Source organism: Microbacterium sp. ZW T6_19 (genome assembly GCF_044987465.1).
Taxonomy (GTDB): domain Bacteria; phylum Actinomycetota; class Actinomycetes; order Actinomycetales; family Microbacteriaceae; genus Microbacterium; species Microbacterium natoriense_A.
In genome coordinates this window covers 151,445-174,601 of the sequence record NZ_JBJDRH010000007.1, presented here as the reverse complement: position 1 = coordinate 174,601, position 23,157 = coordinate 151,445, and the positions used below count along the sequence as shown (strand labels likewise).

Annotated in this window: 23 protein-coding genes; 7 read left to right on the top strand and 16 right to left on the bottom strand. The window is 67.1% G+C overall.

The window, feature by feature from the left end:
- Positions 1-45: 45 nt before the first annotated feature.
- Complete coding sequence (locus ACI3KT_RS12530) at positions 46-1,665, bottom strand: ABC transporter substrate-binding protein (RefSeq protein ID WP_404904564.1); 1,620 nt, start codon at positions 1,663-1,665, stop codon at positions 46-48.
- A 165-nt stretch (positions 1,666-1,830) separates the two neighbouring features.
- Here ACI3KT_RS12530 and valS point away from each other — a divergent pair, with 165 nt between their 5' ends.
- Together valS and ACI3KT_RS12520 are read left to right on the top strand one after the other, a co-directional pair.
- Positions 1,831-4,425, top strand: a complete 2,595-nt coding sequence (gene valS, locus ACI3KT_RS12525; protein WP_404904563.1) for a valine--tRNA ligase — start codon at positions 1,831-1,833, stop codon at positions 4,423-4,425.
- Positions 4,425-4,637 (top strand): hypothetical protein, encoded by a 213-nt coding sequence (locus ACI3KT_RS12520; RefSeq protein ID WP_292908357.1) that lies wholly within the window; start codon positions 4,425-4,427, stop codon positions 4,635-4,637. Before valS ends, ACI3KT_RS12520 begins: the two co-directional genes overlap by 1 nt.
- A 34-nt stretch (positions 4,638-4,671) precedes the next feature.
- Here the strand turns inward: ACI3KT_RS12520 and ACI3KT_RS12515 are convergent, their stop codons facing one another.
- Genes ACI3KT_RS12515 through tdh form a run of 4 tightly spaced genes read right to left on the bottom strand, consistent with a single transcriptional unit; the run spans position 4,672 to position 7,802 of the window.
- A complete protein-coding gene (locus ACI3KT_RS12515; protein ID WP_292908355.1) occupies positions 4,672-4,890 on the bottom strand; it encodes a hypothetical protein in 219 nt (72 codons plus the stop codon).
- 2 nt (positions 4,891-4,892) lie between these two features.
- On the bottom strand, positions 4,893-5,501 hold the full coding sequence (locus ACI3KT_RS12510) for a transcriptional regulator (RefSeq protein WP_307297664.1): 609 nt from the start codon (positions 5,499-5,501) through the stop codon (positions 4,893-4,895).
- Positions 5,502-5,561: 60 nt separating this feature from the next.
- Complete coding sequence (locus ACI3KT_RS12505; RefSeq protein WP_404904561.1) at positions 5,562-6,740, bottom strand: glycine C-acetyltransferase; 1,179 nt, start codon at positions 6,738-6,740, stop codon at positions 5,562-5,564.
- A gap of 18 nt (positions 6,741-6,758) precedes the next feature.
- On the bottom strand, positions 6,759-7,802 hold the full coding sequence (gene tdh, locus ACI3KT_RS12500; RefSeq protein WP_292908349.1) for an L-threonine 3-dehydrogenase: 1,044 nt from the start codon (positions 7,800-7,802) through the stop codon (positions 6,759-6,761).
- A gap of 81 nt (positions 7,803-7,883) precedes the next feature.
- Here tdh and ACI3KT_RS12495 point away from each other — a divergent pair, with 81 nt between their 5' ends.
- Both ACI3KT_RS12495 and ACI3KT_RS12490 read left to right on the top strand, forming a co-directional pair.
- The gene (locus tag ACI3KT_RS12495) at positions 7,884-8,792 is read left to right on the top strand and encodes a LysR family transcriptional regulator (protein WP_292908347.1); all 909 of its coding nucleotides are present in this window, start codon (positions 7,884-7,886) and stop codon (positions 8,790-8,792) included.
- Complete coding sequence (locus ACI3KT_RS12490; protein ID WP_404904560.1) at positions 8,789-10,840, top strand: M3 family metallopeptidase; 2,052 nt, start codon at positions 8,789-8,791, stop codon at positions 10,838-10,840. Before ACI3KT_RS12495 ends, ACI3KT_RS12490 begins: the two co-directional genes overlap by 4 nt.
- Before the next feature lie 91 nt (positions 10,841-10,931).
- Here ACI3KT_RS12490 and ACI3KT_RS12485 read toward each other — a convergent pair whose 3' ends face one another.
- The 4 genes from ACI3KT_RS12485 to ACI3KT_RS12470 all read right to left on the bottom strand — a co-directional run bounded on the left by ACI3KT_RS12485 (position 10,932) and on the right by ACI3KT_RS12470 (position 14,429).
- Positions 10,932-11,468, bottom strand: a complete 537-nt coding sequence (locus ACI3KT_RS12485) for an NUDIX hydrolase (RefSeq protein WP_404904558.1) — start codon at positions 11,466-11,468, stop codon at positions 10,932-10,934.
- A 12-nt stretch (positions 11,469-11,480) separates the two neighbouring features.
- Positions 11,481-12,749, bottom strand: coding sequence for an ATP-dependent Clp protease ATP-binding subunit ClpX (clpX, locus tag ACI3KT_RS12480; protein WP_307297675.1), 1,269 nt, complete (start codon positions 12,747-12,749; stop codon positions 11,481-11,483).
- A 139-nt stretch (positions 12,750-12,888) separates the two neighbouring features.
- Entirely contained in the window at positions 12,889-13,560 is a 672-nt protein-coding gene (locus tag ACI3KT_RS12475) for a response regulator (RefSeq protein ID WP_404904557.1), read from the bottom strand.
- Complete coding sequence (locus ACI3KT_RS12470) at positions 13,557-14,429, bottom strand: sensor histidine kinase (protein WP_292908339.1); 873 nt, start codon at positions 14,427-14,429, stop codon at positions 13,557-13,559. The genes ACI3KT_RS12475 and ACI3KT_RS12470 overlap by 4 nt, the downstream gene beginning before the upstream one ends.
- Positions 14,430-14,558: 129 nt before the next feature.
- On the opposite strand from ACI3KT_RS12470, the gene ACI3KT_RS12465 reads away from it, so the two are divergent.
- The 3 genes from ACI3KT_RS12465 to ACI3KT_RS12455 are packed head-to-tail and all read left to right on the top strand — an operon-like array spanning position 14,559 to position 16,837.
- Complete coding sequence (locus tag ACI3KT_RS12465; RefSeq protein ID WP_292908337.1) at positions 14,559-15,317, top strand: ABC transporter ATP-binding protein; 759 nt, start codon at positions 14,559-14,561, stop codon at positions 15,315-15,317.
- Positions 15,314-16,069: a hypothetical protein gene (locus tag ACI3KT_RS12460; protein ID WP_404904556.1), complete on the top strand. Its 756-nt coding sequence runs from the start codon at positions 15,314-15,316 to the stop codon at positions 16,067-16,069. Before ACI3KT_RS12465 ends, ACI3KT_RS12460 begins: the two co-directional genes overlap by 4 nt.
- Positions 16,070-16,837 carry an ABC transporter permease gene (locus ACI3KT_RS12455; RefSeq protein ID WP_404904554.1) on the top strand — a complete coding sequence of 256 codons (768 nt, stop codon included), beginning with the start codon at positions 16,070-16,072 and terminating at the stop codon, positions 16,835-16,837.
- 120 nt (positions 16,838-16,957) lie between these two features.
- On the opposite strand, the gene ACI3KT_RS12450 is transcribed toward ACI3KT_RS12455, so the two are convergent.
- The 7 genes from ACI3KT_RS12450 to ACI3KT_RS12420 form a co-directional block, all read right to left on the bottom strand.
- Entirely contained in the window at positions 16,958-17,809 is an 852-nt protein-coding gene (locus ACI3KT_RS12450) for an aldehyde dehydrogenase family protein (protein WP_404904552.1), read from the bottom strand.
- On the bottom strand, positions 17,806-19,248 hold the full coding sequence (locus ACI3KT_RS12445) for an aldehyde dehydrogenase family protein (protein ID WP_404904550.1): 1,443 nt from the start codon (positions 19,246-19,248) through the stop codon (positions 17,806-17,808). The genes ACI3KT_RS12450 and ACI3KT_RS12445 overlap by 4 nt, the downstream gene beginning before the upstream one ends.
- Before the next feature lie 9 nt (positions 19,249-19,257).
- Complete coding sequence (gene deoC / locus ACI3KT_RS12440; RefSeq protein WP_404904548.1) at positions 19,258-20,259, bottom strand: deoxyribose-phosphate aldolase; 1,002 nt, start codon at positions 20,257-20,259, stop codon at positions 19,258-19,260.
- Positions 20,256-21,191 (bottom strand): sugar-binding transcriptional regulator, encoded by a 936-nt coding sequence (locus tag ACI3KT_RS12435; RefSeq protein ID WP_292908325.1) that lies wholly within the window; start codon positions 21,189-21,191, stop codon positions 20,256-20,258. The genes deoC and ACI3KT_RS12435 overlap by 4 nt, the downstream gene beginning before the upstream one ends.
- 134 nt (positions 21,192-21,325) lie before the next feature.
- Positions 21,326-21,967, bottom strand: coding sequence for an ATP-dependent Clp protease proteolytic subunit (locus ACI3KT_RS12430; protein ID WP_045258297.1), 642 nt, complete (start codon positions 21,965-21,967; stop codon positions 21,326-21,328).
- A gap of 20 nt (positions 21,968-21,987) precedes the next feature.
- Positions 21,988-22,584 carry an ATP-dependent Clp protease proteolytic subunit gene (locus ACI3KT_RS12425; protein WP_105674431.1) on the bottom strand — a complete coding sequence of 199 codons (597 nt, stop codon included), beginning with the start codon at positions 22,582-22,584 and terminating at the stop codon, positions 21,988-21,990.
- 81 nt (positions 22,585-22,665) lie between these two features.
- Positions 22,666-23,157, bottom strand: coding sequence for a tetratricopeptide repeat protein (locus ACI3KT_RS12420; protein WP_307297687.1), 492 nt, complete (start codon positions 23,155-23,157; stop codon positions 22,666-22,668).

Genomic DNA, 23,157 nt, shown 5'->3' with positions numbered 1-23,157 from the left:
CGCTCGGTACGGCGCCCGCTGTGCTCGCTCAACGACCGCTGGGGTTCAGCCGACGCTCACATCGTAGAACAGCGGCCGGCCGTACAGGTCGTAGTCGAGTCCCTTGACGCGCTCGCCCACGGCGGTGATCGCCGAGGGGCTGTAGAGAGGCACGATCGCGACGTGCTGCGCATTCCACTGCTGCACCTCGGTGTAGAGCTCGTCACGGGCGCCCTGATCGCTCGTGGCCACAGCGTCTTCGAGCAGTGCGTCGAGCGCCGGATCGGAGACCTGCGAGGCGTTCTGGAACCCGTCGGTGTGCAGGTGATTGCGCAGGAAGTCGGGGTCGACGCCCGAGAAGCCCCAATCGGTCAGATCGAACGTCTTGGGTCCGTACTGCTCGTTGTAGGCGCCGGGCTCGAGCTCCTCGCGTACGACCTCGAAGCCGATCTCCTTGAGATCAGACTGGATCGCGTTCGCGAGAGCGGCGCGGTCGTCGGGGATCGGGGTCCACGCGATCCAGCGGACGGACAGGCGCTTGCCGTCCTTCATGCGGATGCCGTCGGCGTCGCGTGCGGTCCAGCCTGCCTCGTCCAGAAGAGTGTTCGCCGCATCCTGGTCGAAGGGCCAGGTTCCCTCGAGAGAGGCGTCGTAGCCGGGTGTGGTCGACCCGAGGACGCTCCACGCGCGCGGGAACTGTCCGAAGTAGATCTCGTCGACGGCTGCGTCGATGTCGATTCCGCGGGAGAACGCCTGCCGCACCTTCTCGTCGGCGAAGACGCCGTACTTCTCGTTCAGGTACAGCGAGTACGGCAGACCGGGGTACTCGACGGAGTCGACCGTGATCGCGTCATCGAGGCCCGCCACGAGGTTCGGCGGCACGTTGCTGGCGAGATCGGACTCGCCGCTCTCGATGACGCCCGTGCGCACCGACGCCTCGGGCTGGATCTCCACGCGGAGCGTCTCGAACTTCGGGGCCTTCGAGCCTTCCTGGCCCGGGCCCCAGGCGTAGTCGTCGTTGCGCGTGTACACGATCTCCTGGTCGGGCGTGTACTCGGTCAGTTCGAAGGGGCCGGTGCCGACTGTGATGCCGGGGCCGCCGGCCTTGAGCTTGTCGGCCGACTCCTTCAGAACCTTCGGCGAGTAGAAGCCGAGCTGCGGCGTGCTCGCCGCCTGCAGGAACGGTGCGTACGGCTGCGTGAAGCTGACCTTCACCGTGTAGTCGTCGATCACCTCGGTGCCGTCGTAGAAGTCGGCGCCGAGCATGCTGGCCGCCTGTGCCGATTCGGTCTCGGGGTCGACGATGCGGTCGAAGTTCGCCTTGACGGCGGCCGCGTCGAACTTCTCGCCGTCGGTGAAGGTCACATCGTCGCGGAGCGTGAAAGTGTACTCGGTGCTGTCCGGAGAGACGTCCCACTTCGTGGCGAGCCACGGTGAGAAGCTGCCGTCGTCCTCCTGGAAGACGAGCGAGTCGAGCACTGCGCGCTGAACCATTCCCGAGACGTCGAGCTGGCTCACCTGCGGATCCATGTGCCCGGCCGAGAGATTCGCACCTTCGATCGACCATACGAGTTCGTCGCCACCGCTCTCCCCTCCGGCGGATGGCGCACAGGCGCTCAGGACGAGTGCGGATGCCGCGGCGATCGCGGCGAGGGGAAGGAGGCGACGCGTGAGGCGTGCAGGCATGACGATTCCTCAGGAAGTTCGATTCGGGATGCTCCGATTCTACGGCCGATTCTTGGACCCGGTCGATGTACGGCCCGGTCGTTACGCGGTCGGTACACTGGGAGCACATCCACACTCAGGCACGCTCACACAGTGCCGTATACATCGCTCGAGGAGACCTCCCTTATGTCCGTGATTCCCGACAAGCCCGCACTCGAAGGTCTCGAAGCGAAGTGGAACGAGGCGTGGTCCGAGCAGGGCACGTACCTGTTCGACCGCATCCGCGCCGCGCAGTCGGGCCGCGACGGCGTGTATTCGATCGACACGCCCCCGCCGACGGCATCCGGCTCCCTCCACATCGGTCACGTGTTCTCGTACACCCACACCGACATCAAGGCGCGCTTCGAGCGCATGCGCGGCAAGACGGTCTTCTACCCGATGGGCTGGGACGACAACGGCCTGCCCACCGAGCGTCGTGTGCAGAACTACTACGGCGTCCGCTGCGATCCCTCGCTCCCCTACGACCCCGACTTCGCTCCGCCGTTCGAGGGCGGCGACAACAAGTCGTCGCGCGCAGCCGACCAGAAGCCGATCAGCCGCCGCAACTTCATCGAGCTGTGCGAGAGGCTGACGGTCGAGGACGAGAAGCAGTTCGAGGCGCTCTTCCGCCAGCTCGGACTGAGCGTGGACTGGACGCAGACGTACCGCACCATCTCCGACGACACGATCCGTCAGAGCCAGCTCGCCTTCCTGCGCAACATCGAGCGCGGCGAGGCCTATCAGGCGCTGGCGCCCACGCTCTGGGACATCGACTTCCGCTCGGCGATCGCGCAGGCGGAGCTCGAGGACCGCGATCAGCAGACGGCGTATCACACGATCGATTTCCCGTTCGCCGACGGCAGCGGCGCGATCACGATCGAGACCACACGGCCCGAGCTTCTTCCCGCCTGCATCGCGATCGTGACGCACCCCGAGGGTCCGCACAAGCATCTGATCGGCACGAAGGTCAAGACGCCGTTCTTCGACGCGGAGATCGAGATCCACGGTCACCACCTCGCCCTCGCCGACAAGGGCACGGGCGCGGCGATGGTCTGCACCTTCGGCGACGTGACCGACATCATCTGGTGGCGCGAGCTGCGCACCGCCGATGGCCGTGATCTGCCGAACATGACCACGATCGGCCTCGACGGACGATTCCTCCCCGAGGCGCCCTCCCTGGTCGGATCGGCAGACGCCCGTGCCTGGTACGAGGAGCACCTCGCCGGCAAGACGGTGTTCTCCGCTCGCAAGGAGATCGTGGAGAAGCTGCAGGAGACCGGCGACATGACCGCCGTCGGCAAGCCGTTCAACCACGCCGTGAAGTTCTTCGAGAAGGGCGACCGCCCGCTCGAGATCGTGTCGACACGCCAGTGGTACATCTGCAACGGCGCTCGCGACGCAGAACTGCGCGACCGGCTGATCGCGCACGGCAACGAACTCGCCTGGCACCCCGACTTCATGCGCGTGCGCTACGAGAACTGGGTCGGCGGTCTCACCGGCGACTGGCTGGTGTCTCGCCAGCGCTTCTTCGGCGTGCCGATCCCGCTGTGGTACGCGCTCGACGAGAACGGCGAGCGCGACTACGCCCGCGTGCTGACGCCTGACCACGCGGCTCTGCCGATCGACCCGACGACCGACGTGCCCGACGGGTTCGTCGAGGACCAGCGCGGCGTGCCTGGCGGCTTCGAGGCCGAAGCCGACATCCTCGACACGTGGGCGACTTCCTCGCTCACTCCCCAGCTGGCGGGTGGATGGCAGCGCGACGATGAGCTGTGGCAGCTCACCGCCCCGTTCGACCTGCGCCCGCAGGGACAGGACATCATCCGCACCTGGCTCTTCTCGACCATGCTGCGCTCGACGCTCGAGGACGGCCGCTCGCCATGGCGCAACGCCGCGATCAGCGGCTTCATCGTCGACCCCGACCGCAAGAAGATGTCGAAGTCCAAGGGCAACGTGGTGACGCCGGCGGACATCCTCGACACGCATGGGTCGGACGCTGTGCGGTACTGGTCAGCGTCGAGCCGGCTCGGCATGGACGCGGCGTTCGACCCGCAGAACCCCACGCAGGTCAAGATCGGCCGCCGCCTGGCCATCAAGGTCCTCAACGCGGCGAAGTTCGTGCTGTCCTTCCCCGTTCCGGAGGGCGCCCAGGTCACTCATGCGCTGGACGCATCGATGCTCACGGCGCTCGACTCCGTGATCGCCGAAGCCACGAAGGCATACGAGAACTACGACCAGGCGAAGGCGCTCGAAGTCACCGAGGCCTTCTTCTGGACGTTCTGCGACGACTACCTCGAGCTCGTGAAAGAGCGCGCGTACAACCAGAACGACGTGGGACAGGCATCCGCCGCCCTCGCGCTGCGCCTGGCCCTGTCGACCCTGCTCCGCCTGCTTGCACCGATCCTCTCCTTCGCGACCGAAGAGGTGTGGTCGTGGTTCGAGGAGGGGTCGGTGCACACGGCATCCTGGCCCGAGCCGCTCGGCATCGAGGGTGACCCCGCGGTGCTGTCGGCGGCGAGTGAAGCGCTTATCGGCATCCGCCGCGCGAAGACCGAGGCCAAGGCCTCTCAGAAGACCCCCGTCTCACGGGCCGCGATCGCCGCGCCGTCGGCCAAGCTCGATGCCCTGCGCGCGGCTGCCGACGACCTTCGTGCGGTGGGTCGCGTCGAGCAGCTCGAGTTCACCGAAGCCGAGGCCTTCGCCGTCACGGCGATCGAACTCGCTCCGGTCGAGGGCGCCTGATGCAGCTGGGCACGCGCTGGGCGACCGGATCGGAGCCGCCTGCTTCGGTCCCCGCAGCTCTCCGCCCGGCGATCGCCGAGGTGGAAGCGCGTGGACTGAGCGGGCATTGGACCCTCACCTGGCTCGAAGGACGCGCGATCGCGGAACTCGACGCCGGCTGGGAAGTCCTTCAGACCGCATCCGGCGTCGTCTCCCGCCCCTTCGAGGACTGACAACCGACGCCGCACCTCGGGAAGGGGCGCGCGGTCAGCGGCGCGGGAGACCCGCAGACGCGAGCAGATGCTCCACCTCACGAGGATCGTGGCGTCGCGCCTGCTGTTCGCGCAGCATGTCGAAGGCGATCTCCCGGCGCGCGGCACGCGCGGCTACACGGCGCTCGACGTGCTGGGAGAGTCCGCGGGCGACACTCTGCAGGACGCGCTCGAAGGGGGTCGGTGTGGCGAGTCGAAGCGTTGCGGTGGTCATGATCACTCCTCTGGCATCGTCTGGCGGCTGTTCGCCGTCGGAAGGTCGAATATCTCGGCGCGCAGAGTCACGCGTCGCGTTCCGGGCAGCGTCTCCTGCCCGCGGTACCGTTCGATGGCGGCGTCGATCACCGCGGTGAGCTCCTCCTTGACGGCGCCCATCTGGTCAGGGGTGAGGTCGAGCATCGTCGTCATGACGAGCCCGGCATCTTCCCAGCCCTCCGGCACGTCGGCGCTCGATCGGTTCAGGTAGTCCATGAGCGTCCGGTGACGCAGCCGGAAGAACTCGGACGTGACGATCTGCGCGGCGGCCCGGTTCGACGGCGACATCTGCTCGTCAGGACCGGGAAGATTGATGCGCCCCTTCGGACGCTCCCACCAGCGTTCGCGCGCGGTACCTCGACCGGCGACCTCGCGGATGAGGTCGTGTGACGCGAGCGCGCGAAGGTGGTAGCTGGTGGCGCCGGACGTCTCCCCGATCAGCGCGGCCAGAGTGCTGGCCGTCTGCGGTCCCCGCTCACTGAGGAGATCGTAGATCCGCACCCGCAGCGGGTGCGCCAGCGCCTTCAGCGCTCCGGAGTCGAGAGTGCGACCTTCTTCGTTCGTCGTCATGTATGCAAAGATACCCTTGCAAAGAGATCTTTGCAAGGATTTCTTTGCATGCTGTCCGAATCAGCTCACAGATGCCCGAGCGACAACGAAGGCGGCCACGCAGCGCTCGATCTGCTCGGCCGTGTGCGCCGCTGACAGCTGCACACGGATCCGGGCGAGCCCTCTAGGGACGACGGGGTAGCTGAAGGCGGTGACGTAGACACCCTGCGCCTGCATCTCCGTCGCGATGCGCGCGGTCAACGCGGCATCTCCGAACATGACCGGAACGATCGGGTGCTCCCCCGGCAGGAGTTCGAAGCCCTCGGCGCCCATGCGCTCGCGGAACAGCGCGGCGTTCTCGCGCAGTCGTGCTCGCAGGTCGGCCGATGCCTCGACGAGATCGAGCGCGGTCAGCGTGCCGGCGACGATCGCCGGGGCGAGAGTGTTCGAGAAGAGATAGGGCCGCGAGCGCTGGCGCAGCAGTGCGACGATGTCGGAGTGCGAGGCGACGTAGCCTCCAGACGCCCCGCCGAGCGCCTTGCCGAACGTGCCGGTGTAGATGTCGATGCGATCGGCGACGCCGCAGAGTTCCGGAGTGCCACGGCCGTTCTCGCCCACGAAGCCGACAGCGTGCGAGTCGTCGACGAAGACGAGCGCGTCGTACCGCTCGGCGAGATCGCAGATCTCCGCGAGAGGTGCGATGTACCCGTCCATCGAGAACACGCCGTCGGTGACGACCACGCGGAATCGCGCATCGGATGCGGCCTTCAGCTGCTCTTCGAGGTCGGCCATGTCGCGGTTGCGGTAGCGGAGGCGACGAGCTTTGGACAGCCGGACGCCGTCGATGATCGAGGCGTGGTTCAACTCGTCGGAGATGATCGCATCCTCCGGGCCGAAGAGCGTCTCGAACACTCCCCCGTTGGCGTCGAAGCACGATGAGAACAGGATCGCATCATCCGTGCCGAGGAAGCCGGAAAGCCGACGCTCGAGCTCGAGATGCTGCTCCTGAGTGCCGCAGATGAATCGCACACTGGCGAGTCCATAGCCCCACTCGTCGAGCGCCCCCTTGGCTGCGGAGAGGATCCGGGGGTCGTCGGCGAGACCGAGGTAATTGTTCGCGCAGAAGTTCAGCACCTCCGCGCCGTCCGCGATGATCTCGGCGCTCTGCGGTCCGCGGATGCCGCGCTCGTGCTTCGTGAGACCTGCTTCCTCGATGCTTGCGAGTTCCGCCGTCACGTGCTTCTGAAATGTTCCGTACATCACAAACTCCGTCTTCTTCTACAACCGCGTCCAGTCGAGGATGATCTTCCCTGTTCCCGCCGACTCCGCCGCGGCGAAGCCCTTCTCCCAGTCCTTCGCCGGGATGACCTCGGCGATGACCCGCCCGATCGACTCGCGCAGCGTCGCGCTCGTCTGCAGCATCGCGCCCATCGCATTCCACGTCTCGAACATCTCGCGACCGTAGATGCCCTTGATGGTGAGCATGTGCGTCACGAGCTTGCCCCAGTCGACGCCGAATCCTGTGTTCGGCAGCCCCAGCATCGCGATCCGTCCGCCATGGTTCATGTTGTCGATCATGGCCGGAAGGGCGGTCGCCGCACCGCTCATCTCGAACCCGATGTCGAAACCCTCGCGCATGCCGAGGGCGTGCTGGGCGTCTCGGATGTCGCGCATGGAGACGTCGACGACCTCGTCCGCCCCCATCCGCTTCGCCATCTCGAGCCGTGGTGCGCTGACATCCGTGGCCACGATGAAACGGGCCCCCGCATGACGGGCCACGGCGATCGCCATCAGCCCGATCGGGCCGCAGCCGGTGACGAGGACGTCTTCGCCGATGAGCGGGAAGGTGAGAGCGGTGTGCACGGCATTGCCGAGCGGATCGAAGATCGCGCCGAGCTCGGGCGCGACGTCCGCGTGATGCACCCAGACGTTCGTCGCCGGCAGCGAGAGGTACTCGGCGAAGGCGCCGTCGCGCTGCAGGCCGAGACCGATCGTGCGAATGCACATCTGACGACGACCGGCGCGGCAGTTGCGGCAGGTGCCGCAGACGATATGCCCCTCGCCCGAGACCCGGTCGCCCACCGCGATGTCATGCACGAGCGGGCCCACCTCCACGACCTCGCCGTAGAACTCGTGCCCCGGAATCAGCGGAGCGGAGATGGCAGACGCCGCCCACTCGTCCCATCGGCGTATGTGCAGATCAGTCCCGCAGATTCCGGTGCGCAGGACGCGGATGACGACCTCGTCGGCCCCCGCGACCGGATCCGGACGCTCGGTGAGTTCGAGTCCGGGTGCCCGTTCGGCTTTGAACAATGCCCTCATGCTCCGATTCCAGTGCATCCGATGATGTAGATCAATCGGGACTTTCTGCATCATTCATATAGTCGTTACTAAACTCTTCTCATGGAGATCCACCAGCTGCAGATTCTGCGCGAGCTCGGCGCGCTGGGCAGCGCCGCTGCTGTCGCAGACGCACTGAATGTCACCCCGTCGGCAGTGTCACAGCATCTGGCCGCACTTCAGCGGGGCTTTCGCACTCCACTCACGCGCAAGGACGGCCGACGACTCGCGTTGACCGCCGCCGGCGAAGTGCTCGCCGCTGCGGGAACCGAGGCGATCGACGCGATGGCGGCAGCGCGGAGCGCTCTCGACGCGTTCGAGACCCTGCCGAGCGGTGTCGTGACCGTGAGCGGATTCCACAGCGCCGGGCAGGCGCTGTTCGGCTCCCTCATCAGGGAGCTGTCGGAGACCGGATCGACACTCACCGTGAAGCTCACCGACGAGGACGTCGCGCAAAGCGACTTCCCCGCGCTGACAGCCCGCTACGACCTCGTTCTTGCGCATCGCATGGAGCACTCCGATCCTTGGCCGAGCACCGGCATCCGCAGTCTCACACTCGTCCGCGAGCCACTCGACGTCGCCGTCGCCGCTTCCCACGCGCTCGCCTCGCGCGACTGGGTCGAGCCCGTCGATGTCATCGATCAGCCCTGGGTGACCAGCCGTGTCGGCTATTCCCCCGACGACGTCCTGCGCGCCGTCTCTGCTGTCACAGGGCGCGCCGTCGACGTGCGCCACCGCATCAACGACTACGGGGCGGTCTCAGCCGTCGTCGCGGCCGGCGAGGTGCTCGGGATGCTGCCGCGCTACACCTCGCGCAGCGTCGACGACCGTGACATCGTCCGTCTTCCTCTTCGGGGCGTGAGCACCCATCGCCTCATCGACGTGCTCGCACGCCCGGAGAATCTGCGCCGACGCTCGGTGCGGATCGTCGTCGAGGCGCTGGAGCGGGTGATGACTAGGCTCAAGGAATGACCGACGCATCGAACCCGCTGCTGCAGCCATCCGCTCTCCCCTACGGTCTCCCGGACTACGCGAACATCAGGCCCGAGCACTACCTGCCTGCGTTCGAGGCGGCATTCGCCGAGCACCTGAGCGAGATCTCGCGCATCACGATGGTGCGGTCGATGCCGACGTTCGAGAACACGATAGAGGCGCTCGAGCGCTCAGGAGAGCTGCTCGACCGAGTCGCGCACGCCTTCTACACCGTGAGCTCGGCGGACGCGACACCCGAGATCCAGGCGGTCGACGAGGAGCTCGCCCCGCTGATGGCAGCGCACGACGACGCGATCACGCTCGATGCCGCGCTGTACTGGCGCGTGCGGCAGGTGCACGAGCAGCTCGGCTCGCTCGATCTCGACGCCGAGCAGCGCTACCTGGTCGAGCGCTGGTTCCGTGAGATGACGCATGCGGGCGCCGCACTCGACGATGAGGCCAAGGCCCGGCTCACGCAGCTGAATCAGCAGCTGTCGACGCTCAGCACGACGTTCGAACGCAACCTGTTGAACGACACGAACGAGCTGGCCGTCGTCTTCGACGATGCCGCCGATCTCGACGGTCTCAGCAGCGGCGAGTTGTCCGCGGCCGCCCGTGCGGCGAGCGACCGCGGTCTCGACGGCAGGCATCTGATCTCGCTGCCGCTGTTCACAGGACACCCCTATCTCGCGCAGCTGTGCGACCGCGAATCTCGGCGCCGCATCATGGCCGCATCTCTCGCCAGGGCCTCGCGCGACAACGACAACGACAACCGCCCGGTCCTTGCCGAGATCGTACGGCTGCGCGCCGAGCGCGCAGCGCTGCTCGGCTACGACTCGCACGCCGCCTACGTGACGGCCGACGAGACCGCAGGCACTCCGGAGGCGGTCGAGCGGATGCTGCGAGAGCTCGCGGCACCCTCTGCCCGCAACGCGCGTTCCGAACGGGAAGCCCTGCAGGCGATCGTCGATGAGACCGAACCTGTTGCGTTCCCCGTGGAGGCGCACGACTGGTCTTTCTACACCGAGAAAGTCCGCACGGCGCGATACGACATCGACACGGCGGCGCTGCGGCCGTGGTTCGAGGCCGAGCGCGTGCTGCAGGACGGAGCGTTCTTCGCCGCGACCCGGCTGTACGGTGTGACGTTCACCGAGCGAGCGGATATTCCCTCCTACCATCCCGGCGCCCGAGTCTTCGAGGTGTTCGACGCCGACGGCAGCGCCCTCGGCCTCTACGTCCTCGACCTCTACACGCGCGACGCCAAAAGAGGCGGCGCGTGGATGAACCCGATCGTGAGCCAGTCGCGGTTGCGCGGCACGGCTCCTGTCGTCGTGAACAACCTCAACGTCGCCCAGCCGGGTGAAGGAGAGCCGACACTCCTCACGCTCGACGAGGTCACGACTCTCTTCCACGAGTTCGGCCACGCGCTGCACGGATTGTTCGCGACCGTCACCTATCCGCACTTCGCCGGCACCAACGTCTTCCGCGACTTCGTCGAGTTCCCCAGCCAGGTGAACGAGATGTGGATCCTCTGGCCCGAAGTGCTCGACAACTACGCCCGTCATCACGAGACCGGCGAACCGTTGGACCCCGCGGTCGTCGAGCGTCTCCGGGCGACGGAGGCCTTCGACCAAGGGCACGCGACCAGCGAGTACCTGGCTGCGGCCTGGCTCGACCAGGCCTGGCATCGGATCGGGACGGATGCCGGGGTCGACGACGTCGCGGCCTTCGAAGCGGCGGCTCTCGCCGACATCGGCCTCGACGATCCCGTGGTGCCGACCCGTTACTCGTCCGCGTACTTCGCGCACGTGTTCTCGGGCGGCTACAGCGCGGGCTACTACTCGTACATCTGGAGCGAGGTGCTCGACGCCGACACGGTCGAGTGGTTCCGCGAGAACGGCGGCCTCACGCGCGAGAACGGCGACCGATTCCGCTCCCGTCTGCTCGGCGTCGGCGGCGCGAAGGATCCCCTCGAGGCGTACCGCGACTTCCGCGGCCGCAATGCTGAAATCGCTCCCCTGCTGAAGCGCCGGGGACTGGAAGGATGACTATGCCCCTGACCTGACGGTCAGGGCGGCGGCAAGTCGCAGACCTCGACGACGGAGCCGAGTTCTCCCGATTCCAACCGGGACGTGCCCATCAGCGCCCCAGCCACTCCATCGCCTTGTACCAGGTGAGCTGGTGGTAGCTCTGCTCGAGGTGCTCGTCGAGACCGTCAGGCGAGAGCACATGGACGGCGATCGACTCGTTCGGGTCGAGCTGCTGTTCGCCGACACATCGGCAGCCGAGTGCGAGCAAGTGGTGCACGCGGTTGGTGTGGTTTCCGAAGTTCGCCCAGGTGGCGCCGAGGTCGATGATCTCACCCGCTGCGTACCCTGTCTCCTCCCGCAGCTCGCGTACTGCGGCATCCGCAGGGCGCTCGCCGGGCTCCACCCCACCGCCGACGGTGCCCACCGCGACGACTCCCGCGCCATGCCGGTACTCCTCCACGACCACGGCATCGCCCGACTCGTCGAGAGCGAGCAACGAGATCCAATCGCCGTACTCGAGCACGTAGTACGGCGCGATCGAGCGCGCACTCGCGTCGCGGCAGTCATCTGCACGCAGACGGATCCAGCGGTCCGCGACCACGAGCTCGCTGCAGACGACGTGCCAGCGCTCCGGGGAGGCGCTCATCCGCTCAGACGCTCACGCGCTCTTGCGCTTGCGCTCCATCACGATCGTGGGCGCGGCGCCCTCGTCGACGGCAGCGCGGGTGATGATCACCTTTGCCACATCGTCGGTCGAGGGGATCTCGAACATGATCGGGCCGAGCACGTCTTCGAGGATCGCGCGGAGACCGCGGGCTCCCGTCTTGCGCTCGACCGCCAGATCCGCGATCGACCGCAGAGCGTCCTCCTCGAACTCGAGCTGCACGCCGTCGATCTCGAACATGCGCTGATACTGCTTGACCAGCGCGTTGCGCGGACCCGTCAGGATGTCGATCAGCGCGTTCTGGTCGAGCGGGGACACCGAGGTCACCACGGGGAGACGACCGATGAACTCGGGGATGAGGCCGAACTTGTGCAGGTCTTCGGGGAGCACCTCGCTGAACAGATCGAGGTCCTTGCCCTTGTCGTGCAGCGGTGCGCCGAAGCCGATGCCGTGCTTGCCGACGCGCGCCGAGACGATGTCCTCGAGGCCTGCGAAGGCACCGGCCACGATGAACAGGACGTTCGAGGTGTCGATCTGCAGGAACTCCTGATGCGGGTGCTTGCGCCCGCCCTGCGGCGGGACCGAGGCGACCGTGCCCTCGATGATCTTGAGCAGGGCCTGCTGCACGCCCTCGCCAGAGACGTCACGCGTGATGGAGGGATTCTCGGCCTTGCGAGCGATCTTGTCGACCTCGTCGATGTAGATGATTCCCTGCTCGGCGCGCTTGACGTCGTAGTCGGCGGCCTGGATGAGCTTGAGGAGGATGTTCTCGACGTCTTCACCCACGTACCCCGCCTCGGTGAGAGCGGTGGCGTCGGCGACGGCGAACGGCACGTTCAGCCGCTTCGCGAGCGTCTGGGCCAGGTACGTCTTGCCGCAGCCGGTCGGACCGATGAGCAGGATGTTGCTCTTCGCGATCTCGACGCTCTCGGCCTTCTGCTCGGCCGGCTGCAGAGTGCCGTGGGCGCGGATGCGCTTGTAGTGGTTGTAGACGGCGACGGCGAGAGCTTTCTTCGCCGGCTCCTGCCCGACCACGTACTCCTCGAGGAACGAGAAGATCTCACGCGGCTTGGGCAGCTCGAAGTCGGCCGTGCCGGTCGCGGCGGACTCCGCCATCCGCTCCTCGATGATCTCGTTGCACAGTTCGACGCATTCGTCGCAGATGTACACACCGGGGCCAGCGATGAGCTGCTGCACCTGCTTCTGGCTCTTTCCGCAGAACGAGCACTTGAACAGGTCGGCGCTTTCACCGATACGGGCCATGCGCGTCCTCCTCAGGATGCCGAGATCGTCATCCGAGCCTAACCGCTGTATCGGACACCGGGACGCATTGGCGCGGACCATATGTTCCGAGTCCGCGCCGGGCGAACGCGCCCGCTCGATTCGAAGCGTGGAGCCGACCTCACTTCCTCGCTGTGACGAGTCCGATGTCGTACGCGGCAATGACGAGTTGCGCACGATCACGCGCCTGCAGTTTCGCAAGCAGATTGCTGACGTGGGTCTTGACCGTGTTGGCCGAGACATGCAGTTCGATCGCGATGTCCTGGTTCGAACATCCGCGCCCGATCAAGGTGAGCACATCACCTTCGCGGGGCGTGAGCATGCCGAGCGCTCCTGCGTCGCGCGTTGGGGTCGACGTGGCGAGGTAGTGCTCCACGAGACGGGTGAGGATCGTGGCCGCGTACAGCGCCTCGCCCGCGTGGATGCGGCGGATCGCGTCCAGCAGCACGGCCGGGTGAGCATCCTTCAGGAGGAAACCGCTGGCCCCCGCCCGCAGAGCACCGTACACGTATTCGTCGAGTTCGTACATGCTGAGCACGAGCACCCGTGTTTCTCCGAGTTCAGGATCCCGCGTGATCTCGCTTGTGGCGTGGATGCCGTTCCCACCCGGCATGCGAATGTCCATCAGCACGACATCAGGAGAGAGTTTCCGGGCCGCCTCCACCGTGTCGGGCCCGTCAGTCGTCTCGCCCACGACTTCGAGATCGGGCTGGCTGTCGATGACGATGCGCAGGCTCTGCCGCAGCAGCGGCTCGTCATCCGCGAGCAGCACGCGGACAGGAGTCGAGGTCATCTGCTGACGCCTACGGGAATTCTGGCTCGGAGGTCGAACCCCGCGCCGTCGGACGAACCGATGAGGCTCCCGCCATGAGTCGCAAGCCGTTCTCGGAGCCCCGTGAGCCCGTGGCCCGCTCCCGGCTCCGCCTGCCAACCAGGCCGGGGACCGTCATCGCGGACGCCGACCGTGAGATGGCCCTCGTCGTGGATGACAGTGACGGTCACCGTCGTGGGCCCCGCATGTCGGAGCGCATTCGCAAGCCCCTCCCGGACCACAGCGCACGCCGTCAGCTGCGCGTCCTGGCTCAGATCGGCGGCGTCGGGAACCGAGCCTTCGAACCGGGTGATGAGGCCGTGTCGCTCGGCCTCCGTGAGGATGGCGGGAAGAGTCGCGAGGGTGTCTGCGGGCCGGAGCGGCGCCGATACGTCATCGGGGGCACGCAGCAGTGCGAGCATCCGACGCAGCTCTGTCATGGTCTGACGGCTGACACGCTCGATGTCCCGTAGTGCCTGCTCACGCTCCGCCGCCGCGTCCGATCCTTCCAGGAAGCCTGTCGAGCTGGCGCGAACCGTGATGAGCCCGATGCCGTGGGAGGACAGGTCATGGAGGTCGCGGGCGATCCGCAGTCGCTCTTGCGCCACCGCGCGCTCGGCCGCCCACTCCGTGAGCCGCGCTTCATACGCGTGGCGTTGCCTGCGACCGCGTTGCACGGCCCAGACCAGAGCTGCCGTCATCCCGATCAGCCCGGCCAGGATCACCGTCAGGAGCAGGAGCAGGCCGTTCGCGTCGAGGACGAGTGCCGGGATGATCGGGATCGGAGCGAGAAGGGCGAGCGGAACCCATGCGCGCGGCGCTGGGCGCGCGGGTCGATCGAGGGTTGCCATACATGCCAGCGTAAGAGCCGCAGTCGACGGGCGCCTCACCTGCAGGGGTGAGATGCCGCCGCGACGACGCACGAGAAGTTCACCGCTGAGGGTGATCCTCGCACCAGACGGCTGCGATGGAGTGGATGCATGATCGAAATAGCTCACCTCGTCAAACGTCACGGTCGGCGCGCGGTCGTCGACGACGTCAGCTTCACCGCGTCGGCCGGACGTGTCACCGCATTCCTCGGACCGAACGGCGCCGGGAAGTCGAGTACGCTGCGGATCCTGCTCGGTCTGGATCGCCCCACATCGGGCAGCGCGCTCATCGACGGCGCCCGGTATCGCACGCTGGATCGTCCCTTGCACCGGGTGGGCGCGATGCTCGACGGACCCGGTGCGAACAAGGGGCACACGGCGCGCGCGCATCTGCGCTGGGTCGGGCAGTCGAACGCGATCCCGCTCTCGCGCGTGGATGCCGTCCTGGCGCTCACCGGGCTGCAGGACGCAGGCAAGAAGCGGATCGGCGGCTTCTCTCTCGGGATGGGGCAGCGACTCGGGATCGCCACCGCACTGCTCGGCGACCCTGCCGTTCTCGTCCTCGATGAGCCGACGAACGGTCTCGACCCCGACGGGATCCGATGGATGCGTCGCTTGCTACGAACCCTCGCCGACGAGGGCAGGACCGTGCTGGTGTCGAGCCACCTGATGAGCGAGATGGACGACATCGCCGACGATGTCGTCGTGATCGCACGCGGCCGCGTCGTCGCCGCAGGAACGCGCGCAGCGATCAGCGGAGAGCATGCGAGCCTCGAGGCCGCGTTCTTCGCGTTGACGGGCGAGAGCACGGAGTATCGCGACCCGGCCGGATATCCGCTGTCGGCTGCGGACGCGGAGGGTGACGGATGATCTCGCTCGCACGCTCGGAGACGACGAAGCTCCTCTCTGCCCGCTCGACCTGGATCATCGCGTCCGTCACGATCCTGGGCACTTGGCCGATGGCGTGGGCGAACTCGGCCCCCGCCACGGGTGATCCCTCTGACAGCGAGCTGCTCTTCAGCTCCGTACCGATACCTGCCGAGTATCAGGGCTTCGACATGGCGGGTTTCGGCTACGTGCTCGTCGTCATCCTGGCGGCGCTCCGGGCAGGCAACGAATACGGCGGCGGCATGCAGATCCGCACCACCCTGCTCGCGACGCCAAGACGACTGGGCGTGTTCGTCACGAAAGCAGCGCTTCTCGCGGTGGCGATCGCCGCGATCGCGTTCGTCACGATGACCGGCACGATCATGATCGCCCACGCGTCCGGAGAAGACCGAATCAGCCCGTGGGCGCTCACCCCTCCGATCTGGGCGAGCATCGGCGGCGTCGTTCTCGCCTGGACGCTCACCGGACTCATCGCCTTCGCTCTCGGCATCCTCGCCCGCACGATGATCGTGCCCCTCATCCTGATCGTGCCTCTCATCATCGGCGTCGGCGACTTCCTCGCAGGATTCTGGGACAGCGCCAGGTATCTGCCGACGACCGCGGGGGCGGCGATGTACAACGACACGACGACCGGCTTCTACCTCGATCCGGGCCTCGGCGGAACCGTCCTCGCCGGGTGGGCCGTCGTCTCCTTGATCGTCTCCGCGAGCGTGTTCTGCCGACGGGACCTGTGAATGCCGACTCAGACAATCCACCTGCGGTTCAGGCACGCACTGGGTGCTGAGCTCACGAAAGCGTTCTCGCTGCGCAGCATCCGAACGGTGCTGGCCGCAGCGCTCGTCGTGCCCGCCATGCTCGCTCTCGCCTCGGGCCTCTCCTTCGATCCGTCGCGCCGTGGGCAGTTCGCTCTGGAATCCCACGGATTCGAGACGGCAGGGTTCGGGCAGCCTCTCGTGATCCTGCTGGCCTCGCTCATCTCAGGGGCCGAGTACCTCGACGGTCAGCTGCGCACCACCGCCCTCGCCACTCCGCGACGTGGCCGGATCGTCGCCGCCAAGCTCCTGCTCATCGGCGTGATGTGCGCTCTCGCGGGATTCCTGGGGATCGGCGCCTCGGTGCTCGTCGAGCAGGCGAGCCTCGGGGAGCACGGTCTGAGGCCAGAGGAGTTCACCCCCGCGATGGGATGGAACCTCCTGGGCGTGTGCGTGAACTACGCCCTCCTCGGAGTCCTCGCCGGGGGCATCACGATACTCGCGCGCACCTACGTCGTGACTTTGATCGTTCTCGTCCCTCTCGTACTGGGCATCACCGTCTCGTTCGTCGGGGCGATCCCCGCACTCAGGTTCCTGCCCGACCTCGCCGGCATCCAGCTCCTGATGCCGTATCCCGGCCTCGGGCTGCTCGCACCCGTCGTGGGCGGACTCGTCATGGCGCTGTGGTCCGCGCTCTCTGCATGCGTGGCCTGGGTGTGCTTCCGCACCCGCGATGTCGGCGGCTCATAGCCGGCTCGCAACATCTCGTCGACGCGCTCCCTCAACGATTTCGCCCCATCTGTCCGATGCCACCCCGATCGGGGGGCGACATCGGACAGCTGGGGCGTCACATACGCGGAAGCGCCTCCGTCAGACCATGCTCTTGGTGTGCCAGACGGTCTTGACCTCGGTGAAGGCGCCGATACGCTCGGGCGACGCCACGACGACGCCCGGAGCGATGATGCGCTTGAGCGTCTCAGCCGCGGCGATCTGCATGTCCACCCAATCGAGGTCGCCTGCGCCGGCGAGATCGAGCGCGTTGACGTCCTGATGCGAGGCGAGCCACGGTGCGATCTCCGCGGGCGAGCCGGTGAGGACGTTGACGACTCCTCCGGGCACGTCGCTGGTCGCGAGCACCTCGGCGAGGCTGATCGCAGAGAGCGGATGCCGTTCGCTGGCGATCACGACCACGGTGTTGCCGGCGACCAGCGCCGGCGCCACGACCGAGACGAGTCCGAGCAGCGCGGAGTCCTGCGGCGCGACGATCGCCACGACGCCGGTGGGCTCCGGCACGGAGATGTTGAAGTACGGCCCTGCTACCGGGTTCGCGTTGCCCGCGACCTGGGCGTACTTGTCGCACCATCCGGCATACCAGACCCAGAGGTCGATCGCCTCGTCGACCTGAGCTCCGGCCGCGGCGACGGAAACGCCTTCCTGCGCCACGATCTCGTCGATGAATTGCGCCCGGCGCCCTTCGAGCACCTCGGCCACTCGGTAGAGCACCTGCCCCCGGTTGTACGCGGTCGCCCCCGACCAGCCCTTCACCGCGGCACGAGCGGCGACGACGGCATCCCTGGCATCCTTGCGCGACGCCTTGGCCGCGTTCGCCAGGAACGCGCCCTTGGCCGAGACGACCTCATAGGTGCGACCCGACTCGCTGCGAGGAAAGGCTCCGCCGATCGCGAGCTTGTAGGTCTTGGGCACGGTGAGTCGCTTGCTCATGATGCTGCTCCCTGGAGATAGGCGGTGAGACCCTGTCGTCCGCCCTCGCGGCCGAACCCGGACTCCTTGTAACCACCGAACGGGCTCGACGGATCGAAACGGTTGAACGTGTTCGCCCAGATCACGCCCGCGCGCAGGCGGTCGGCGACGGCGAGGATGCGCGATCCCTTGTCCGACCAGATTCCTGCGGACAGGCCGTACGGAGTGTTGTTCGCCTTGGCGATCGCCTCAGCCGGCGTGCGGAAGGTGAGGACCGAGAGCACCGGACCGAACACCTCGTCGCGGGCGATGCGGTGCGAGGCTTCGACACCGGTGAAGATCGTCGGCGCGAACCAGAAGCCCTTCTCGGGGATCTCACACTCGGCGGTCCAGCGCTCCGCGCCCTCGGCCTCGCCGATGTCGCTGAGCTCGCGGATGCGCGCCAGCTGCGCCGCAGAGTTGATCGCCCCGATGTCGGTGTTCTTGTCGAGCGGGTCGCCGAGGCGCAGAGTCGACAGGCGGCTCTTCAGCCGGTCGACGACTTCGTCATGGATCGATTCCTGCACGAGCAGGCGGCTGCCGGCGCAGCAAACGTGACCCTGGTTGAAGAAGATCCCGTTGACGATGCCCTCGATCGCCTGCTCCATCGGAGCGTCGTCGAACACGATGTTCGCCGCCTTGCCGCCCAGCTCGAGCGTGAGCTTCTTGCCGGTTCCGGCAACGGCACGCGCGATGTCGCGACCGACCCCCGTCGAGCCGGTGAAGGCCACCTTGTCGACATCAGGGTGGCGGACGAGCGCCGCGCCGGTCGATCCCGCACCGGTGATGATGTTCACGACGCCCGTGGGCAGGTCGGCCTGCTGCAGGATCTCGGCGAAGATCAGCGCCGTCAGCGGCGTGGTCTCGGCGGGCTTGAGAACGACGGTGTTGCCGGCGGCCAGGGCCGGGGCGAGCTTCCACGCGAGCATGAGCAGCGGGAAGTTCCACGGGATCACCTGACCCGCCACACCGAGCGCGCGCGGGTTCGCTCCGAGACCGGCGTAGTCGAGCTTGTCGGCCCAACCGGCGTAATAGAAGAACCAGGAGGCGACGAGCGGCACATCGACGTCGCGGCTCTCCTTGATCGGCTTGCCGTTGTCGAGGCTCTCGGCGACGGCGAGCTCGCGGGCGCGCTCCTGCACGAGGCGAGCGATGCGGAACAGGTACTTGCCCCGATCACGACCGCTCATCTTCGACCAGGTCTTGTCGTAGGCGCGACGGGCGGCGGCGACCGCACGGTCGACGTCTTCGTCGGAGGCCGAGGCGATCTCGGCGATGCGCGTCTCGTCAGACGGGGAGATGGTCGAGAAGCTCGCACCGCTGCCGTCCACGAATTCGCCATCGATGAAGAGGCCGTAGCTGTCGCGCAGGTTCAGGACCGCCTTCGACTCCGGCGCGGGTGCGTATTCCAGGAATGACATATCTCGTCCTCAGTCGATCGTGACGTAGTCGGGGCCGGAGTAGTGGCCGGTGGCGAGCTTCTGACGCTGCAGGAGCACATCGTTGAGCAGGCTGGACGCCCCGAAACGGAACAGGTGCGGCTGCAGCCACTCCTCGCCGACGGTCTCGGCGACGGTGACGAGGTACTTCACGGCGTCCTTCGACGAGCGGATGCCGCCTGCCGGCTTGACACCGATCTTCTCGCCCGTGCCCCGGTGCCAGTCACGCACCGTCTCGAGCATGAGCAGGGTCGTGGGCAGCGTCGCCGCCGGCTGCACCTTGCCCGTGGACGTCTTGATGAAGTCGCCGCCCGCGAGGATGCCGAGCCATGAGGCCCGCTTGATGTTGTCGTAGGTGTTCAGCTCGCCGGTCTCGAGGATCACCTTGAGCGAGGCGTAGCTGCCGTCCTCCCGACGGCACGCTTCCTTCACGGCGGCGATCTGGTCGAACACCAGGCCGTAACGACCCGAGAGGAACGCGCCGCGGTCGATCACCATGTCGATCTCGTCGGCTCCTGCCGCGACCGCCTCCGCCGTGTCGGCGAGCTTGATCGCCAGCGACGATCGTCCGCTCGGAAACGCGGTGGCCACGGCGGCGACCGAGATCAGTCCGTCATCAGGATCGCCGTGCACGGCGCCCAGCGCATCGACGGCGTATCCGACCATGTCGCCGTACACGCAGACGGCGGCGACGCGCGGAGTCGTCGGGTCGGCAGCATCCGGCGTCTTCGCCTTGGCGACCAGCGAGCGCACCTTGCCCGGTGTGTCCGCCCCCTCGAGGGTCGTCAGGTCGATGAGCTTGATGATCGTGTCGAGCGCCCACGCCTTCGAGGTGGTCTTGATCGATCGGGTGCCGAGACCGGCAGCGCGCTGCTCGAGTCCCACCGCGTCCACACCGGGGAGTCCGTGCAGGAAGCGGCGAAGCGTCGCATCGTCGGGCTCACCGCCCAGCACGTCGACCGCGCTGCGGCGGCTGAGTTCTTTGGTCGTCACTGTTCCTCCAACAATGCTCTGGCTGTGTTCTCGTCTGTCACGATGACGCTGCACAGGCCGCTCGTGACGACTGTGCGCGCAATGTCATGTTTCGCTTCGCCCGTGGCGACGAAGACCGCTCGCGCGGCGGCGCGCAGTCTCGCCAGGTCGACCCCGACGGTGCGGGCATCGAGCTGCGGATCGACGATGTTGCCGTCGGCGTCGATGTACCTGCCGAGGACATCGCCGACGGCGCCGCGGCGCGCCAGCTCTTCCACGTCGGATGCCGTCAGATAGCCGTTCTCGACGTGGGCAGAGCTCGCGTCGCACGGCCCAGCGGTGAAAAGGAATGCCTGCGCTTCGGCCGCCTCTTCGAGGACCGCCGCAACGGTGCGATCCGCCTCGATCGCCTGCTTGGTCTCCACCCGTTCGAGAATCGCCGGGCTCGGCAGCAGCGACACGTGTCCTGATGCGCGCTGCGCGATCGTGACCGCGAGGCCGGCTGCTCCGCCGGAGCGGCGGTTGAGGCTCACTCCCCCGTTGAGCTGCACCACCGTCACTCCGGTCGCCCAGCCGTCGGGCAGTGCTTCGGCGACGGCGCGCAGCGTGCGCCCCCAGCTCACACCGAGCGTGCGGGGCACAGGGCGCATCGCGGTCAGATAGTCGGCTGCGGCCTGCGCGACCCGCTCGAGTGTGCCCTCATCTCCCTCGGGCGAGGGCACGACGATGGCGGCCGCGAGATCGTGTCTTTCGACCAGTTGCCGCTCGAGCCCGAGGCGACGGGCTCGCGGATGCACGATCTCGATGCGGACGATGCCGCGTTCGCGCGCCTGCGTGAGCAGCCGACCGACCTTCCATCGGGAGATCTTGAGGAGGGCGCCGATCTCGTCCTGGGTCTTGTCCTCGTCGTAGTACAGCTCGGCGACGCGAACCATGACAAGCTCTTCTTCCACGGCAACCTCCTTCCTCGACCAGGATAGGCGTTTCACCGCGTCCGCGCACTCTCTTGCTCATATGAGCAGACGGCGCTCGGCTGGGTGCGCAAAAGGACGCCGGTCGACTGACCGGCGTCCTTTCAGGGTGGAACTCAGACGCGCTTGCGCGAGCTGAGCACCTGGTCGACGATCCCGTACTCCAGCGCCTCGGGCGCGGAGAGGATCTTGTCGCGGTCGATGTCGCGGTTGACCTGCTCAGCAGTCTTGCCCGTGTGCTTGGCCATGGTCTCTTCGAGCCAGGTGCGCATGCGGAGGATCTCCGCCGCCTGGATCTCGATGTCGGACGCCTGCCCGTGCCCAGCCTCGCCCATCGCCGGCTGGTGCATCAGCACGCGGGCGTTGGGCAGCGCGAGACGCTTACCAGGCGCGCCGGCCGCCAGCAGCACGGATGCCGCCGATGCGGCCTGTCCGAGCACCACGGTCTGGATCTGCGGCGCCACGTACTGCATGGTGTCGTAGATCGCGGTCATCGCGGTGAACGATCCACCGGGCGAATTGATGTACATCGTGATGTCGCGCTCGGAGTCCTGGCTCTCGAGGACGAGGAGCTGAGCCATCACGTCGTCGGCCGACGCGTCGTCGACCTGCACGCCGAGGAAGATCACTCGATCTTCGAACAGCTTGTTGTACGGGTCCTGGCGCTTGAAGCCGTAGGCGGTGCGCTCCTCGAACTGCGGGAGCACATAGCGGCTGGACGGGAGGTTGCCGGCAGCGCGGAAGGTGGGTGTGTACATGTGATTCCTTCTCTTTCCGCTTACTTCGAGTCCTGCTCGGTGCCGCCGCCGCCGATGACGTCGGAGGCCGATTCGCGGATGTGGTCGACGAAGCCGTACTCGAGCGCTTCCTGGGCCGTGAACCAGCGATCGCGGTCGCCGTCGGCGTTGATCTGCTCGACCGACTTGCCGGTCTGGGCCGCCGTGATCTCAGCGAGACGGTTCTTCATCGAGGTGATGAGCTGCGCCTGCGTCTGGATGTCGCTCGAAGTGCCACCGAAGCCGCCGTGCGGCTGGTGCAGCAGCACTCGGGCGTTCGGAGTGATGTAACGCTTGCCCTTGGTGCCGGCGGTCAACAGCAACTGACCCATCGACGCCGCCATGCCGATGCCCACCGTGACGATGTCGTTCGGAACGAACTGCATCGTGTCGTAGATCGCCATACCCGCGGTGATGGAGCCACCGGGCGAGTTGACGTAGAGGAAGATGTCCTTCTCCGAGTCCTCTGCCGCGAGAAGAAGGATCTTCGCGCAGATCTCGTTGGCGTTCTCGTCGCGCACCTCCGAGCCCAACCAGATGATGCGGTCCTTCAGCAGACGATCGAAGACGCTCGTCGCGAGGAGGGGTTCTGCAGCCATGTCAGCTCCTGATTCCGTGTTTCAGTGATTCGAATCTACCGGCGACAACGCGGGGTTCAGGTCGTGTTCGCCGTCGGCATATCAGGCGTCGGCGTCGGCGATGTCGTGAGCGTACGCCGTCATCGACCGGTGGTACCGGGGAAGGTGCGGAACCAGCGCGAGAAGTGCGACCGAGAGCCCACGCGCGGGTTGTCCCGCACTGGCCAGGACGAGAGCGTGGACGGCGGCGACGGCGTCACGGTACGGACCGTCGGCCGAGATCTCCTCCTCCGCCCTGATCACGGCCAGCGCCTGATCGAACTCACCGAGATTGCGCAGCGAGCTGGCCAGTTGGACGACCGCCTGCGGCCGGTGCTCAGCATCGAGACCGAGCTCGAGAGCTCGGCGATACAGCTCCACGGCCTCTGCGGGGCGACCCGCGGAGTCTCGGGCGCCCGCGCGCTCGAACTCCGCCCGCGCATCATCCGCTCCGCGTTCAGCGGCGAGTGCGTCGATGCGCGCGATGATCTCGTCGCCGACCTCCTCCCCCGTCGCATCCGCCCAGACCTCGTCGATCCGCTCGTCCCAGTTCAT